This window comes from Micromonospora echinofusca (assembly GCF_017614955.1).
GTDB classification, from domain to species: domain Bacteria; phylum Actinomycetota; class Actinomycetes; order Mycobacteriales; family Micromonosporaceae; genus Micromonospora; species Micromonospora echinofusca_A.
In genome coordinates, this window is sequence record NZ_WVUH01000007.1 from 34,631 (window position 1) to 49,087 (window position 14,457).

Sequence of the window (14,457 nt, forward strand, 5' to 3'; positions counted from 1 at the left end):
GTGCTGTCTAGAGCTGCCGGACCCGCCATCCCTCGACAGTGGTCGGAGCGTTGACGGTGTGCGTTTCCGGGCCGGAGTAGTCGCAGGCCGGACGGGAGAGGAAGGGCGAGTCGTACTTGATGACGGTGATGGCCCGGAACGTCACGTCGTACGCCCGGACGCCGTAGTCACCCTGGACCGTCGAGTGCGCGGGCACCGTCGCCGTCACCGAGACGCCGATCTGGGTCGTCCGTGACATGGTGATCGAGGTGTCGACGCTGGCCTCCAGCACCTCGAACAGCGTGCCCTTCATGCTCGTGCTGGCCGTCAGGGTGAAGGTCTGCGACTTCGACGACGTGAACGTGACGCTGATCGGGCTGTCGAGGTTGTTGACCGCGACACGCGAGTCGCTGACGTTGAACGTCGGGACCGACGAGATGTCCTCGAAGATGTAGGCCCGGTAGGTCCGGCTGCCGGAGGAACTCCAGTGGAGCAGGTCCCAGTCCATACCGGACGGACAGGAGTCGGCGGACGCCGGGGCGGGTTGCACGGTGAGCATGGTGGTGGCGGCGAGCGCGGTGCTGAGGGTGAGGGTAGTCCACCGGCGGGTGGTGGCGCGCAGCGAACGGGCACGGAGTGGGGGCATCTGGACTCCCAGAGTGGGTGCCGAACACGTGGATGGTCCCCACACGATGTGTCCTGGGAATTACGAAGTCAATACCGTGGACCAGTGGCAGTCGGGAAGGCCCGGACCGCCCCGGTCACGTTGCCGCTCAACGGTTCGGCGGCGTTCCCGGGACGACGATTCTGATACCCGCCGGGGCAGGTCCGTCCATCGTGGCCAGTGCCGCCGGAGCGTCGCTCAGGGACAGTTCCTCGGTGACCAGGTCACCGGGGCGCAGTCGACCCGCCTGCACCAGGGCCAGCATCTCGGGATAGGCGTGGGCCGCCATGCCGTGACTGCCGATCACCTCCAACTCGTGCGCCACGACCCGGTCCATCGGTACGGTCACCGTCGCCGGCAGCAGGCCGACCTGGACGTGCCGACCCCGTCGGCGTAGCCCCCGCACCGACGCGGTGAGGGTGGCCTGGCTGCCCAGCGCGTCGATCGACAGGTGCGCGCCGTCGCCGGTCACGGCGGCCACGTCCGGCGTACCGGTCGAGGCGTCGAGGGTGACGGCGGCACCGCACCGGGCGGCCATGGCCAGCGCCTGTGGTCGTACGTCCACCGCCACGACCCGGGCGCCGACGGCTGCGGCGATCATGACCGCGGAGAGCCCGACGCCCCCGCATCCGTACACCGCCACCCACTCCCCGGCGCGTACCCGGCCCTGGGCCACCACCGCCCGGAACGCGGTGGCGAACCGGCAGCCGAGAGCCGCAGCGGTGCCGAAGTCCACCTCGTCGGGCAGCCGGACCAGGTTGACCCCCGCGTGGTGCACCACCACCAGATCGGCGAAGGAGCCCCAGTGGGTGAAGCCGGGCTGCTGCTGCCGGTGACACACCTGATGGTCACCGGCGAGACAGGCGGGGCAGGTACCGCAGGCACAGACGAACGGCGCCGTCACCCGGTCGCCCACCTGCCAGCCGGTGACCCCCGCGCCGACGGCGGCGATCTCCCCGGCGAACTCGTGACCGGGCACGTGGGGCAACCGGATGTCCGCGTCGTGCCCGCGCCAGCCGTGCCAGTCGCTGCGGCACAGCCCGGTCGCCCGCACCGCGACCACCACCCCACCGGCCGGGGCCACCGGATCCGGGACCTCCCGCACCTCGGGCAGCACACCGAAGGTGTCATAGACCACCGCACGCATGGCCACCATGATGCCCGACGCCCCGCAGGTCAGCGGATCCCCGGCGCCGGCAGGGCACCGGACCGGGTGAGGAAGCCGACGTAGCGGCCGAGTAGTCCGGCGTCGGCGGCCGGACAGGTGATGCCGTCGGGCGCCACCGCCGCCTCGGTACGGGCGCAGTCGAAGACCGGGTGCTCGCGTGGACCGGCCGTCGGGGGCAGTGTCGACGTGAACGGTCCGAGGGCGAGCCGGCCCGGATCCTCCGCCGCGACCCGGGTCACCTCGGCGTGCCAGTGCTCGTACGGCATAGACCGCACCGGGTACCCGTGCCCGCGCAGGACGGCGGCGATCCCGTCGTACCCGATGGTCCGGGGATTGTGGTAGTGGTGGTCACGACCCAGGTGCTCCGCCCGCCGGGACAGGGCGACGATCGCGGCGGCGACGTAGTCCACCGGTGCCGCGTCCTCCGGGTGATCGAGCATCGGCACCGCGTTCACCTGGACGAACGTCGTGAGCAGCCGGCTGAAGTAGTCGTCGGGACTGCCCGCTCCGGTGCGGCTGTCCCCGGTCACCCGGGCCGGACGGTGCACCGACACCGGCAGTCCCCGGCCCCGCGCCGCCCGGACCAGCGTGTCGGCCACCCACTTGCTCTCGTTGTAGCCACCCCACAGACCGTCCGGCCACTCCGGTGGGTCGGACTCGCGGATCGTGCCCGACCGGTACGCGCCCAGGTAGACCCCGAGGGTGGAAACGTGGTGCAGGGCGCTGGGACGGGCCCGCCCGGCCAGGCGGAGCACCTCGACCGTGCCGTTCACGTTGGCCGGCCTGAGCTGCTCGTACGGCTGCGCGAAGTGGACCGCGCCGCCGTTGTGGTAGATCACGTCCACCTGTTCGGCGAGCGCGTCGAAGTCGCGGGCGGGCAGGCCGAGCCGGGGCGCGGCGAGTTCGCCGGGAACCGGTGCGATCCGGGCGGCGTACTCCGGTCGCCACCGCCCGTACCACCGCAGGTTCTGTTCGATCCGGTTCATGGCCGCGCCCACCGAACTGGCCCGGACCAGGCAGTGCACGTCCGCCCCGGTCCGCCGGAGCAGTTCGTCCAGCAGGAACGCACCGAGGAATCCGGTGGCGCCGGTGAGCAGTACGTCGCTCGCCCGGTCGGCGGCCACCGGGGCGGGACGTCCGGTCAGGTCGGCGCAGACGTCGTCCGGCAGCGTCGCCTCCGCCCGCAGGTCGGCCCGGCGTACCCCGCGCGACCCGCCGGGTCCGCCGGTGCCGGTGTGTCCGCCCCGCCCGGCGCCCCCGTCGCGGTGCCGGTCCACCAGCGTGGCGAACGCGTCCAGCCGGGGCGACTCGAACAGGGCCCGCAACGGCAGCCGCACCCCGAACTCCCGGTTCACCCGGGCCAGCAGCGGCGCGGCGAGCAGCGAGTGTCCGCCGAGGTCGAAGAAGCCGTCCCGGGCGCCGACCCGGTCCCGGCCCAGCACCTCGGCCCAGACCTGCGCCAACCGGGCCTCGGTCGGTGTACCGGGAGCCTGGAACGGCTGGTCCGCGCCGCCGTCGTCCGCCGGCAGCCGGCGTTGGTCGACCTTGCCGTGCGCGGTCAGCGGCAGCCGGTCCAGGGTCACGAACACCGCCGGCACCAGGTACTCCGGCAGCCGGTCGCGGAGGAACGCGTGCAACTCGTCGCGGTCGGGTACGGCGGTCGCCGACCGGGGCACCACGAACGCGACCAGCCGTTGCCCCCGCGCGACCACCACGGTCCCGGCCAGTTGCGGGTGCTGACCCAAGACGGTTTCGATCTCGGCCGGCTCGATCCGGTGACCCCGGATCTTCACCTGGCGGTCCACCCGGCCGAGGAACTCCAGTGTGCCGTCCAGCCGTACCCGGGCCAGGTCCCCGGTGCGGTACATCCGGGCACCCGGGACGTCCGAGAACGGGTCGGGTACGAACATCCGGGCGGTCAGGTCCGGCCGCCCGAGGTAGCCCCGGGCCAGGCAGTCGCCGCCCAGGTACAACTCGCCGACGGTACCGAGCGGACGTGGCCGCTGCCGCGTGCCCAGCACGTACGCCCGCACGTGCGGCAGCGGTCGACCGATCGGCAGGTCCCCGGGACCGTCGGCCACGTCCGGCGGCACCCGCCCGGCACCCGGTGTCCGGTCCACCGGATCCACCCGGTGCACGGTGGCGCACACGGTCGCCTCGGTCGGACCGTAGTGGTTGTAGAAGGCGACGCGTCCACCGGTGAGCCGCTGCCAGGCGGCGAGCTTGTCCGCCGGTACCCGCTCCCCGCCGACCATCATCACCGACAGCGGCAGGTCGTCCGGCAGCCGGTGTCCGTCAAGGTCGTCCACCCAACGCTGCCACAGCGCGGACGGCGCGTCCACGGCGGTGATCCGCTGCTCGCCGCAGAGTTCCACCAGCGCGGGCCCGGTCAGCGCGGCCGGTTCCGGGTGGACGGTCAGCGCAGCACCGCTGGCCAGCGCGGGGAACACGTCACCGACGGAGGCGTCGAAGGTCAGCGGCGGGATCATCAGGATCCGCTGGCCGGGGCCGAAACCGTGCGCGTCCCGGAACGCCACGGTCAGCCGGGACAGGGTGGCGTGCGAGACCATCACCCCCTTCGGCCGACCGGTCGACCCGGAGGTGTAGACGACGTAGGCGAGCTGGTCCGGTCGACGGGCCACCGCCGGTGGCGGGCGGTCCGGAGCGGGCGGTCCGGTCAGCTCGTCGACGCACACCACGGACAAGCCGAGGCCGGCGAACAAGTCCCGGTGCGCGACGGCGGTCACCAGCACCCGAGTGCCGGAGTCGGCGAGCAGGGCGGCCAGCCGCTGCGGCGGGTGGCCCGGGTCGAGGGGCAGGTACGCCCCACCCGCCCGCAGGATGCCGAGGATCCCGGCGATCCCGTCCGGACCGGCCGGCAGGGCCAGCGCGACGGGGGTCTCCGGCCGTACCCCGAGCGCGTACAACCGCCAGGCCAGCCGGTCCGCGCGGCGGCCCAGCTCCCGGTAGCTGACCGTGCCGTCCGCGTCGGTCACCGCCGGCGCGTCCGGGGTCCGCGCCGTCTGCGCCGCGACCAGGTCGTGCGCGTACCCGGGAAACCCGGACGAGTCCGACGGCGACGGCATGCCGGAGCCGGGCAGCGGGGCCGGACGCAGGCCGGCGGCCAGCAGCCGCCGTTCGTCCGGGTCGCCGAGTTCGAGCTCCGACAGTCGCCGGTACGGGGTCGTGGTCAGCGCCGTCAACGCGCGGACCAGCCGGTCCACCAGGCGTCGCACGGTCGAGGGGTCGAAGAGCCCGGCGTGGTGGTCGAGCCGCCCGGTCAGCCGGTCCCCGCCGTCGACCATCACGAGGGTCAGGTCGAACCGGGCGGTGCCGGTGGGAGCGCCCTCCGCCTGCACGGTGAGGCCGGACATCGACGGCTGACCGTCACCGGCCGGGTTGAGCACGAACATGACCTGGAACAGCGGATGGTGGCCCGGGTCCCGCTCCGGGGCGACCAGTTCGGTGACCCGTTCCAGCGGCACGTCCCGATGCCCGAGCCCGCCGAGGCAGGTACGCCGCACCCGGCCGAGTGCCTCGCGCAGCGTCGGGTCGCCACCCAGGTCGGTCCGGAGCGCCAGCGTGTTGACGAACATGCCGACCATGTCCTCCAACTCCGGCAGCGAACGGTTGGTCACCGGTACGCCCACCACCACGTCGTCCTGCCCGCTCTGCTCGGCCAGCACGATCGTGAACGCGGCCAGCAGCACCGTGAACAGCGTGCAGTCGGTCTCGGCGCGCAGCCGCGCGACCGCTGCGGTCAGCTCGGCTGAGAGGGTGAACGCGCAGGTGTCCCCGGGGGCACCCGGCGTGCCGGGGCGCGGCCGGTCGGTCGGCAGGTCGAGCAGCGCCGGTGCGCCGGCCAGGTGGGCCTGCCAGTACTCCTCCTGCTCGCCCAGCAGCCCTCGGTCCCGCTCGCCGAGCCAGCGTACGTAGTCGGCGAACTGGACGGGTGGTGGTGCCGGTAGCGGCGCCGGGCCGGCCAGCAGCGCGTCGTACCCGGCGGTCAGTTCGGCGAAGAGCAGGCCGGTGGAGATGTCGTCGCAGACGATGTGGTGGTACGACAGCAGCAGCACATGGTCGTCCGTGGCCAGCCGGACCAGGGTGGCCCGGACCAGCGGCGGTACGCCGAGGTCGAACGGCCGGCTCGCCTCGTGGCGGACCAGTCGGGCCAGCCGGCGTTCCTGGTCGGCGGCGGGCGTCCCGCTCAGGTCCACGACCGGCAGCGGCAGCTCCAGGCGCGGATCGTCGACCCCCAGCACCCGTTGCGCCGGGACGCCGTCGGCCTCCACGAACGCGGTACGCAGCGGCTCGTGCCGGTGCACCAGCCGACGCACGGCACCGGCCAACGCGTCCACCCGCAGTTCGCCCCGCAACCGGTGCGCGCCGGACAGCAGGTACGACGAGTCGCCCACGCCGAGCCGGTCGAGGAACCAGATCCGCTGCTGGGCCGGAGAGAGCGGCAGGTCGCCGTCCCGCCCGCCGGGGCGGATCGTCTGGCTCACGGCCAGCCCGATGCCCCGCCGGGCCAGCAGTACGGCCAGCAACTGGTCGGCCTGGTCGGTCATCCGACAGCCTCCTCCTCGTCCAGCATCCGGGCCACCGCCTCCGGGGACATTGCCTCGATCTGCGCCCGTAGTTCGGCGATCGCGACGAGTTGTCCGGGTACCGGTTCCCGCTCCGCCAACGCGGCGGACAGCCCGGCGACGGTCGGCGCCTCGAACAGCACCCGGGTCGGGGCGGCGAGCTGGAAGTAGGCGCGCAACCGCGCCAACACCCGCTCGGCCAGCAGCGAGTGCCCGCCGAGGGCGAAGAAGTCGCTGTCCACCCCGATCGGCCGGACGTCGAGCACCTCCTCCCAGATCCGCGCCACGGCTGTCTCCACCGGGTTGCGGGGCGCGACGTACGGGGTCGAACTGGTGGCGCCCCAGTCCGGTGCGGGCAGCGCCGCCCGGTCCAGCTTGCCGTTCGGGGTCAGCGGCAGCGCGTCGAGCAGGACCACGGTGGCGGGCATCAGGTAGCCGGGCAGCCGCTGTGCCAGACGCGGGGCGAGCAGCGCCCACAGTTCGGCCGGGCCGGTGTCCGGCAGGCCGGCGACCAGGTACGCCACCAGCCGGGTGTCGCCGTCGGAGTCGGCGGCACCGCCGGTCCAGGCGGCCACGGCGGCGTCCCAAACCAGGTCGTCGTGGGTACGCAGCACCGCCTCGATCTCGCCCAGCTCCACCCGGAAGCCGCGCACCTTCACCTGCTGGTCACCCCGGCCGAGGAACTCCAGCCGTCCGTCGGGCAGCCGGCGGGCCAGGTCACCGGTGGCGTACATCCGGGCGCCCGGAGTGTCGGTGAACGGGTCGGGTACGAACCGGTCGGCGGTCAGCGCTGCCCGGCCCCGGTAGCCCCGGGCCACCCCGGCGCCACCGATGAACACCTCGCCGGTAACCCCGACCGGCACCGGCTGACCCCGGTCGTCGAGCAGGTGGATGTGGGTGTTCCCGATCGGGGGGCCGATGCTCACCGGTCCGTCCGACGGTTCGACCACCCCGGCGGCGGACCAGACCGTGGTCTCGGTCGGCCCGTAGACGTTCCACAGTGTCCCGCCGGCCAGCGCGGCGGTCAGGTCCCGCGAGAACGCCTCGCCGCCGCACAGCCGGTGCCGGACCGGGTCCGGCACCCCGCCGGCGGACAGCAGCATCCGCCAGGTCGCCGGGGTGGCCTGCATGACGGTGGCCCCGCTCGCCCTGGCCCGGGTACGGAGCGCGACCCCGTCGGTCACCTCGACGTTGTCGGCGATCACCGTCCGGGCCCCGGTGACCAGTGGCAGCAGCAGCTCCAGCACGGAGATGTCGAACGACAGCGTGGTGACCGCGAGCAGCCGGTCGGCCGGGGTCAGGCCGAGTGACCCGGCGAAGGAGCAGAGCAGGTTGCCCACCGCGCCGTGACTGACCTCGACGCCCTTCGGTCGCCCGGTCGACCCGGACGTGTAGATCACGTAGGCGAGCTGGTCGGCGTGCGGCCCGGTGACCGTCGGCGGGACCGTCGGCGTGGTCGGGTCCGTCCGCTCCCGGTCCAGGTAGATCACCTCGGGAACCGCCGCGCAGAGCCCGGCCAGCCGGTCGTGCACCGGCGTCTCGGTGACCAGGACGGCCACCCCCGCGTCCGCCACCATCATCCGGAGTCGTTCGACCGGGAAGCTCGGGTCCAGCGGGACGTACGCCGCCCCGGCCCGCCACACCCCGAGCACCGCCACCAGCAGCGCGGAGCTTCGGTCCAGGCAGATGCCGACCGGGTCCTCCGGTCGCACACCGGTGGCGCGTAGCCGTTGCGCGAGCCGGTCGGCCCGCAGGTCCAGTTCCCGGTACGACAGGTCCCCGTCGGCGGCCGACACCGCGACCGCGTCCGGGTGCCGCCGTACCGACTGCCGCCACAGGGCGGGAAAGGTCGTCGTCCCGGCCCGTACCGGGCCCTGCCAGTCGGTCAGCATCCGCTGCCGTTCCGCCGGGGTCAGCAGCGGCAGGTCACCCAGGCACCGCCCGGGGTCGGTGCGGAGCGCGGTGAGCAACTGGAGGAAGTGTCCGGCCAGCCGTTCGACGTCGGCGTGGTCGAACACCTCGGTCCGGTAGGAGAAGGTCACCTCCACCGCACCGTCGGGCTGCGGTACCCCGACCAGGGTCAGGTCGAACAGCATGTCGTCGAGCGCGCCGTCCCACCACCGCACGTCCAGTCCGGGCCAGCCCGAACCGCCGCCGCCGTTGTCGAAGTTGTGCATGATCATCGCGGACTGGAAGAACGGGTGCCGGTCGGCGTCCCGGCGGGGCGCCAGCTCCTGCACCACCAGGTCGAAGGGCACGCCCTGGTGGGCGAAGCCGTCGATCACCGTGCTGCGGACCCGGGCCACCGCCTCGGTGAAGGTCCAGCCCGGGTCGAGCCGGGTACGCAGCGCGAGCGGGTTGGCGAAGTAGCCGACCAGCGGCTCCAACTCCACCTGGGTACGGGCGGCGACCAGCGTGCCGACGGTCACGTCGGGCGTCGCGGTGTACCGCATCAGCAGGGCCTTGAACGCGGTGAGCAGCAGGACGAACGGTGTGGTGCCCCGGGTCGTCCCGGCGGCCCGGCGCAGCCCGTCGAGCAGGTCCGGGGGGAGCATCACGATCACCTTGCCGCCGTTCCCGCCGCCGTCGACCGTGCCGGCCCGGCGTCGGGTCGTCGGCAGTTCGGTGTCCGTACGGGGTGCGGCCAACTGCCGGCGCCAGAAGTCGAGCCCGGACGCCAGTTCGCCGTCGCCGGCCAGGGCCTGCTGCTGCCAGTGCGCGTAGTCGGCGTACTGCACGGCCAGCTCGGGCAACGGCGGTGGCGGGTCGGTGCCGTCGAGTCGGCGGGAGTAGCACACCGCCAGTTCGCGTAGCGCGTTGCCGATCGACCAGCCGTCGATGGCGATGTGGTGCACGGTCACCATCAGTACGTGCCCGTCGTCGGCCAGCCGGTACAGCGCGGCCCGCAGGACCGGGCCGGTGGCCAGGTCGAACGGGGTTGCGAAGGCGGCGCGGCCCAGCTCCCGGGCCCGGGTCTCCCGGTCCGCCGCCGGCAGGTCACGCAGGTCGACCTCGGTCATCGGTACGACCATCGTGGCCCGGACCACCTGCCGTGGTTCGCCGTCCTCGCCGACGTACACCGTGCGCAGCACCTCGTGCCGCTGGACCAGGTCGGACAGGGCGTGCCGGAGGGCGTCGACCCGCAACCGGCCGGTGAACCGCAGGGACACCGCCACGTGGAACGACGGGTCGGTGGGATCGTACTGGCTGGACAGCCACATCCGACGCTGCCCGGACGAGCAGACGAACCGCTGGTCCGGCCCGGTCCGGGGCTGCCGCGCGATGGCCGGTGCGGTGGTACCGGCCGTCCCGGCCAGCCCACGTTCGGCGAGTTTGCGCAGCAGCAGCGCCTGCCGCTGCGGGGACAGGTCGGCGACGGCGTCCCCGACGCTGCCGGACGACGTCGCCCGGGGTCGTCCCCCGTCGCGGTCGGTGGTGGGTGACACCGGTTCGCCTCCTCCTCGTCCGGTCACGGCTTCAGCCATTCCGCCGCGCCACGGTCACGTCCGACTGCGCGGCGGCGACCAACCCGGCGACGGTCGGGCTGTCGAAGAAGACGTGCAGTGGCAGGTCGACGCCCAGGTCCCGACGCATCCGGGCGGCGATCTGGGTGACCGTCAACGAGTGCCCCCCGAGGTCGAACAGGTCGTCCTCCGGGCCGATGTCGTCCACCCGCAGCACCTGCCGCCAGATGCCGAGGATCTGCGCGGCGAGGCCGGTGTACCCGGGCGGGTCGACCGGGTCGTCGACCGGCTCGGGCGGTGCCGGCTCGGGCAGTGCGGCGCGGTCCAGCTTGCCGTTCGGCGTACGCGGCAGCTCGGACAGCTCCACGAACACGTTCGGCAGCATGTACGACGGCAGGTTCCGGGCCAGGTGCTGCCGCAGCGCCGCCGCCTCGGGTACCACCGCGCCCGGCCGGCGGACCAGGTACCCGACCAGACGCGGGTCGCCGCCGTCGGTGCCGTCCGGTCCGGGTACGACGTCGTCGCGCAGCACCACCGCGCAGGCGGCCACCGCCGGGTGCTCCGCCAGCCGGGCCTCGATCTCCCCGGGTTCCACCCGGTAGCCACGGATCTTGACCTGGTGGTCGGCCCGGCCGAGGAACTCCACCTGCCCGTCCGGCCGGTACCGGCCCAGGTCGCCGGTGCGGTAGAGCCGGGAACCCGGCGGCCCGTACGGATCGGGCAGGAAGTGGGCGGCGGTCAGGCCGGGCCGGCCCGGGTATCCGTCGGCGAGGCCGGTTCCGCCCAGGTACACCTCGCCGGGCACGCCGATCGGTACCAGGGCGAGCCGGTCGTCGAGCAGGTACAGCCCGGTGCCGGGCAGGGGCCGACCGATGGTGATCGCCTCCACCGGGTCGGGCAGTTCCACGGCGGTGGCCCAGACCGTCGCCTCGGTCGGCCCGTACAGGTTCCACAGCCGGCCCACCCGGGCGCGTACCTCTCGGGCGAGTGCCGGCGGCAGCGGCTCGGCCCCACTGAACCCGACCACGGTCGGGTCGGCGAAGCCGGCGTCGACCAGCAGCCGCCAGGTCGAGGGGGTCGCGTGCACGTGGGTGACCCGGTGCTGGCGGATCAGGCGGCACAGCGCCGCGCCGTCACGGGTCCCGGACTCGCCGGCCAGTTCCGTCCGGCCGCCGGTGACCAGTGGCAGGAAGAGTTCCGGGACGGACATGTCGAACGCGGCCGAGGCGAGCGCGAGCCAGGCGTCGCCCGGTCCGGTGCCGGTCAGGTCGCGCATCACGGTGAGCAGACCGGTCAGGGCCCGGTGCCTGATCTGCACCCCCTTGGGCCGCCCCGTGGAGCCGGAGGTGTAGATCAGGTACGCCGGCAGGTCCGGGTCGACCGTCGGCAGCGGACGGTCGTCCGGGTCGTCCCCGGCGTCGCCGCTGTGCGTGCCGTGGCCCGGGGCGGGCAGCGGCAGGACGGGGCAGGCCGGGGTCAGGTCGGTGCGGTCGGTGAGCAGGAGCACCGGCCCGGCGTCGGCCAGGATCGCCCCGGTCCGGGCCACCGGGTGGTCCGGGTCGAGCGGCAGGTACGCCGCCCCGGCGCGGAGCACGCCGAGCAGCCCGACCAGCAGTGCCGGGGTCCGACCGGCCCGCACCGCGACCCGGTCGCCCGGTCGTACGCCGGCCCGGCCCAGCCGCCGGGCGAGCCGGGCCGACGCCTCGTCCAGCCGACGGTACGTCCACAGGTCGTCGCCGAAGCCGATGGCGGGGGCGTCCGGGGTGGCCGCCGCCCAGGCGACGAAGAACTCCGGCAGGGTCCGCGCGGCCCGGAGGGCCGGCGGCCGGACGCCCGTGCTCGACGGCGCCGGGCCGGTGTCGACCGGTCCCCACCCGCCGGTCAGGAGCGCACGTTCCGACGTGTCCAGCATGTCCAGCGCGGCGAGCGGGGTGTCCGGTGCGGCGGTGGCGGCGGCCAGCAGGGTGTCCAGGTGCCCGGCGATCCGGCGGACGGACGCCTCGTCCAGGGTGTCCGGGCTGTACTGGAACCTCGTCGTGAGCCGGTCCGGCCGGTCCAGCATCTGGAGGTGCAGGGCGTTGCGCGCGGTGTGGTTGAAGGCCGTCCACTCGATGTCGGCGTCGAGTCCGGCGAACCCGGGTGGGCTGTCCTGCCGACGGTAGCTGATCGACACCGGGCCGAGCGCGACCCGTGGCCGGAAGCCGGCGGTGACCCGGGCCAGCGGGGTGGCCCGGAACCGGTACCGTTCGCGCAGGCCGGCCCGGACGGTGGCGACCAGCTCCCGGAACGACTGGTCGGCCGCCGGTCGGACGCCGACCGGCACCTCGTTGACGAAGAGTCCGACGCAGTCGTGGGTGGCTGCGGTCCGGGTACCGAGGTCGACCGCGACCGTCGGCTCGGCGGCGCCGTACCGGTACAGCAGTGCGTGCACCCCGGCGAGCAGTACCTCGAACCGGGTGGCGCCGAGGCTGTCGGCCAGCGCCGTCAGGGCGGCGTGCCGCCGGCCGTCGACGGTCCGGTCGAGGGTGGCGCCCGGTCGGGCGTCGCGTTGCTGCCGGCGCAGGCCGGGCAGGACCGGCGCGGCCGGTTCCCGCCAGTGCCCGGCCCAGAACGCGGCGGCCGGGTCGTGCTCCCCGGCGAGGCGGGCCGGCTCGGTGGTGGCGTGTCGGGCGTACGACGTCGCCAACGGCGGCAGGTCCGCCGGCCGCCCCCCGACCCGCTCGCGGTACAGCTCACCCAGGTCGCGGACCAGGATGTCCTTGGAGCTGCCGTCGAAGACCAGGTGGTGGGCGACGATCAGCAGCAGGTGCCGCGACCGGGTCGCCTCGCGGATCAGGGTGAACCGGACCAGCGGCCCGCGTCGCAGGTCGAACGGGCGTAGGGTCTCCGACCGGACCAGGTCGGCGACCGGGCCGGCCGGGTTGTCGCACACCGTGAGTCGGGGTTCGACCTCGGCCGGTACCGACCACAGCTCGCCGTCCTGCTCGACGAACGCGCTCCCGAGGACCGGATGCCGGGCCACCGTGGCGGCGACCGCGTCGGCCAGGGCGGGCACGTCGAGGTCACCGGTCAACCGGACCGGTAGCGGCATGTGGTACGCGGTGCCGGCGGTGCCGAGCTGTTCGGTGAACCACATGCCGTGCTGGGCCGCGCTGGCCGGGAACCGGGTCAGTTCCGGACTGTGTACTGTCGTCACGTCGCCTCCGTCGCGTTCACCTGGGGGACCGGGGTGGCCGGAGCGGTGACCGCCGTCGGTCCGGGCCGGTCCGGGTCGGTCAGGTACGCCAACCGGTGACCGGCCCGCTCGGGCAGGTCCCGCAGGAGCCGGACCAGCACCGCCGTGATCTCGTCCATCGTGGACCGCTCGAACGCGTACGCGTTCCACAGCAGCCAGCCGCTGATCGAGCCGTCCGGCTGTTCCTGCATGGCCAGCTCCGGTAGACCCAGGTCGGGTTCGCCGTCCGGGGTGGCCCACTCGGCGTCCAGTGCTCGCGGCAGCTCGAACGGCTCGGACACCAGACCGGGGAAGTGCGTGCTCCCGCCCCAGCTTTCGAACCGCAACCAGGCCGCGTGCGGGAACCGGGGATAGAACTCGGCGTACGGGTAGTACTGCTGGTCGATCGCGGCCAGCGCGGTGTCCCGTACCCGGGCCAGCAGCTCGTCGAACGACGGGTCGGCGTACGTGTCCAGCCGCAGCAGCAGCGACTGCACCAGGCAGCCGAGCAGCGGCGCGAACTCCGGCCGGGTCCGGCCCGGCACCGGGGACATCAGCACCAGCTCGGACGCACCGCTCCACCGGGACAACACCGCCACCCAGGCCGCTGCCGCCAGCATGAACATGCTGGCGCCCCGGTCCCGGGCGTACCCGCGCAGCCGGTCCGCGTCCGCCGGCCCGAGCCGGAACTCCAGCGAGGCGCTGCGCAGCCGAAGCGCGGGCAACCGGCCGGGGAACGGGTCGATCCCGTTCGGCGCCCCGTCGAGGTGCCGGCGCCAGAACTCCCGGGTGCGCGGCCACTGGGCGCGGGTCCACGCCACCGCGTCCGGATAGGCGATCGGCAGCGGCGGCAGCCCGGCGGGCAGGCCGGTCCGCGACGCGGAGTAGACCAGGCCGAGTTCGCGGAGCAGCACCCCCATCGACCAGCCGTCGAACACGAGATGGTGCACGGCGAGACCGAGCACGTGGTCGTCCTCGTCGACCCGGACCACGATGGCCCGGACCAGGGGCCCGGTGTTCAGGTCGAAACCGTGTTCCCGGTCGGCGCGGACGCGCACGGCCGCCTCGGCGAGCCGGGCGGCCAGGTCCGCTCCGGCGGCCCGGACCACCGTGACCCGGGGCGGGCAGTCGGGCAGCACGTACGCGTGGTGCTCGCCGGGCCGGTGCGTGAACACTGTCCGCAGCGACTCGTGTCGTCGTACCAGCACGCGCAGGCTGCGGGCCAGCCGGTCGACGTCGAACTGGTCGGTGATGCGGATGGCGACGCTGATCGGCCCGACGTCGCGGAGTTCCTCGGTGGCGTACATCCAGCCGAAGAAGTTCTCCTGCTGGGCGGTGAGCGGGACCGGCGTACCGCTCTCCGGGGCGGGCAGGTCCACCCC

6 protein-coding genes are annotated in these 14,457 nt (G+C 74.0%); all 6 read right to left on the bottom strand.

Annotation, left to right across the window (positions count from 1 at the left end):
• Positions 1-7: 7 nt before the first annotated feature.
• Entirely contained in the window at positions 8-625 is a 618-nt protein-coding gene (locus tag GSF22_RS02335) for a hypothetical protein (RefSeq protein ID WP_208811030.1), read from the bottom strand.
• Positions 626-752: 127 nt separating this feature from the next.
• A complete protein-coding gene (locus GSF22_RS02340) occupies positions 753-1,790 on the bottom strand; it encodes a zinc-dependent alcohol dehydrogenase family protein (RefSeq protein ID WP_208811031.1) in 1,038 nt (345 codons plus the stop codon).
• A gap of 29 nt (positions 1,791-1,819) precedes the next feature.
• Entirely contained in the window at positions 1,820-6,379 is a 4,560-nt protein-coding gene (locus GSF22_RS02345; protein WP_208811032.1) for a non-ribosomal peptide synthetase, read from the bottom strand.
• Positions 6,376-9,843 (bottom strand): non-ribosomal peptide synthetase, encoded by a 3,468-nt coding sequence (locus GSF22_RS02350; protein WP_208811033.1) that lies wholly within the window; start codon positions 9,841-9,843, stop codon positions 6,376-6,378. Before GSF22_RS02350 ends, GSF22_RS02345 begins: the two co-directional genes overlap by 4 nt.
• 31 nt (positions 9,844-9,874) lie before the next feature.
• Complete coding sequence (locus GSF22_RS02355; protein ID WP_208811034.1) at positions 9,875-13,057, bottom strand: non-ribosomal peptide synthetase; 3,183 nt, start codon at positions 13,055-13,057, stop codon at positions 9,875-9,877.
• On the bottom strand, positions 13,054-14,457 hold a 1,404-nt coding region (locus tag GSF22_RS02360; protein ID WP_244365829.1), incomplete at its 5' end, for a condensation domain-containing protein. The genes GSF22_RS02355 and GSF22_RS02360, both read right to left, overlap by 4 nt.

Bases quoted from the DNA above. Each gene is read 5' to 3' on its own strand.
- GSF22_RS02345 (WP_208811032.1), bottom strand. From the start codon at position 6,379: ATGACCGACCAGGCCGACCAGTTGCTGGCCGTACTGCTGGCCCGGCGG.
- GSF22_RS02335 (WP_208811030.1), bottom strand. From the start codon at position 625: ATGCCCCCACTCCGTGCCCGTTCGCTGCGCGCCACCACCCGCCGGTGG.
- GSF22_RS02340 (WP_208811031.1), bottom strand. From the start codon at position 1,790: ATGCGTGCGGTGGTCTATGACACCTTCGGTGTGCTGCCCGAGGTGCGG.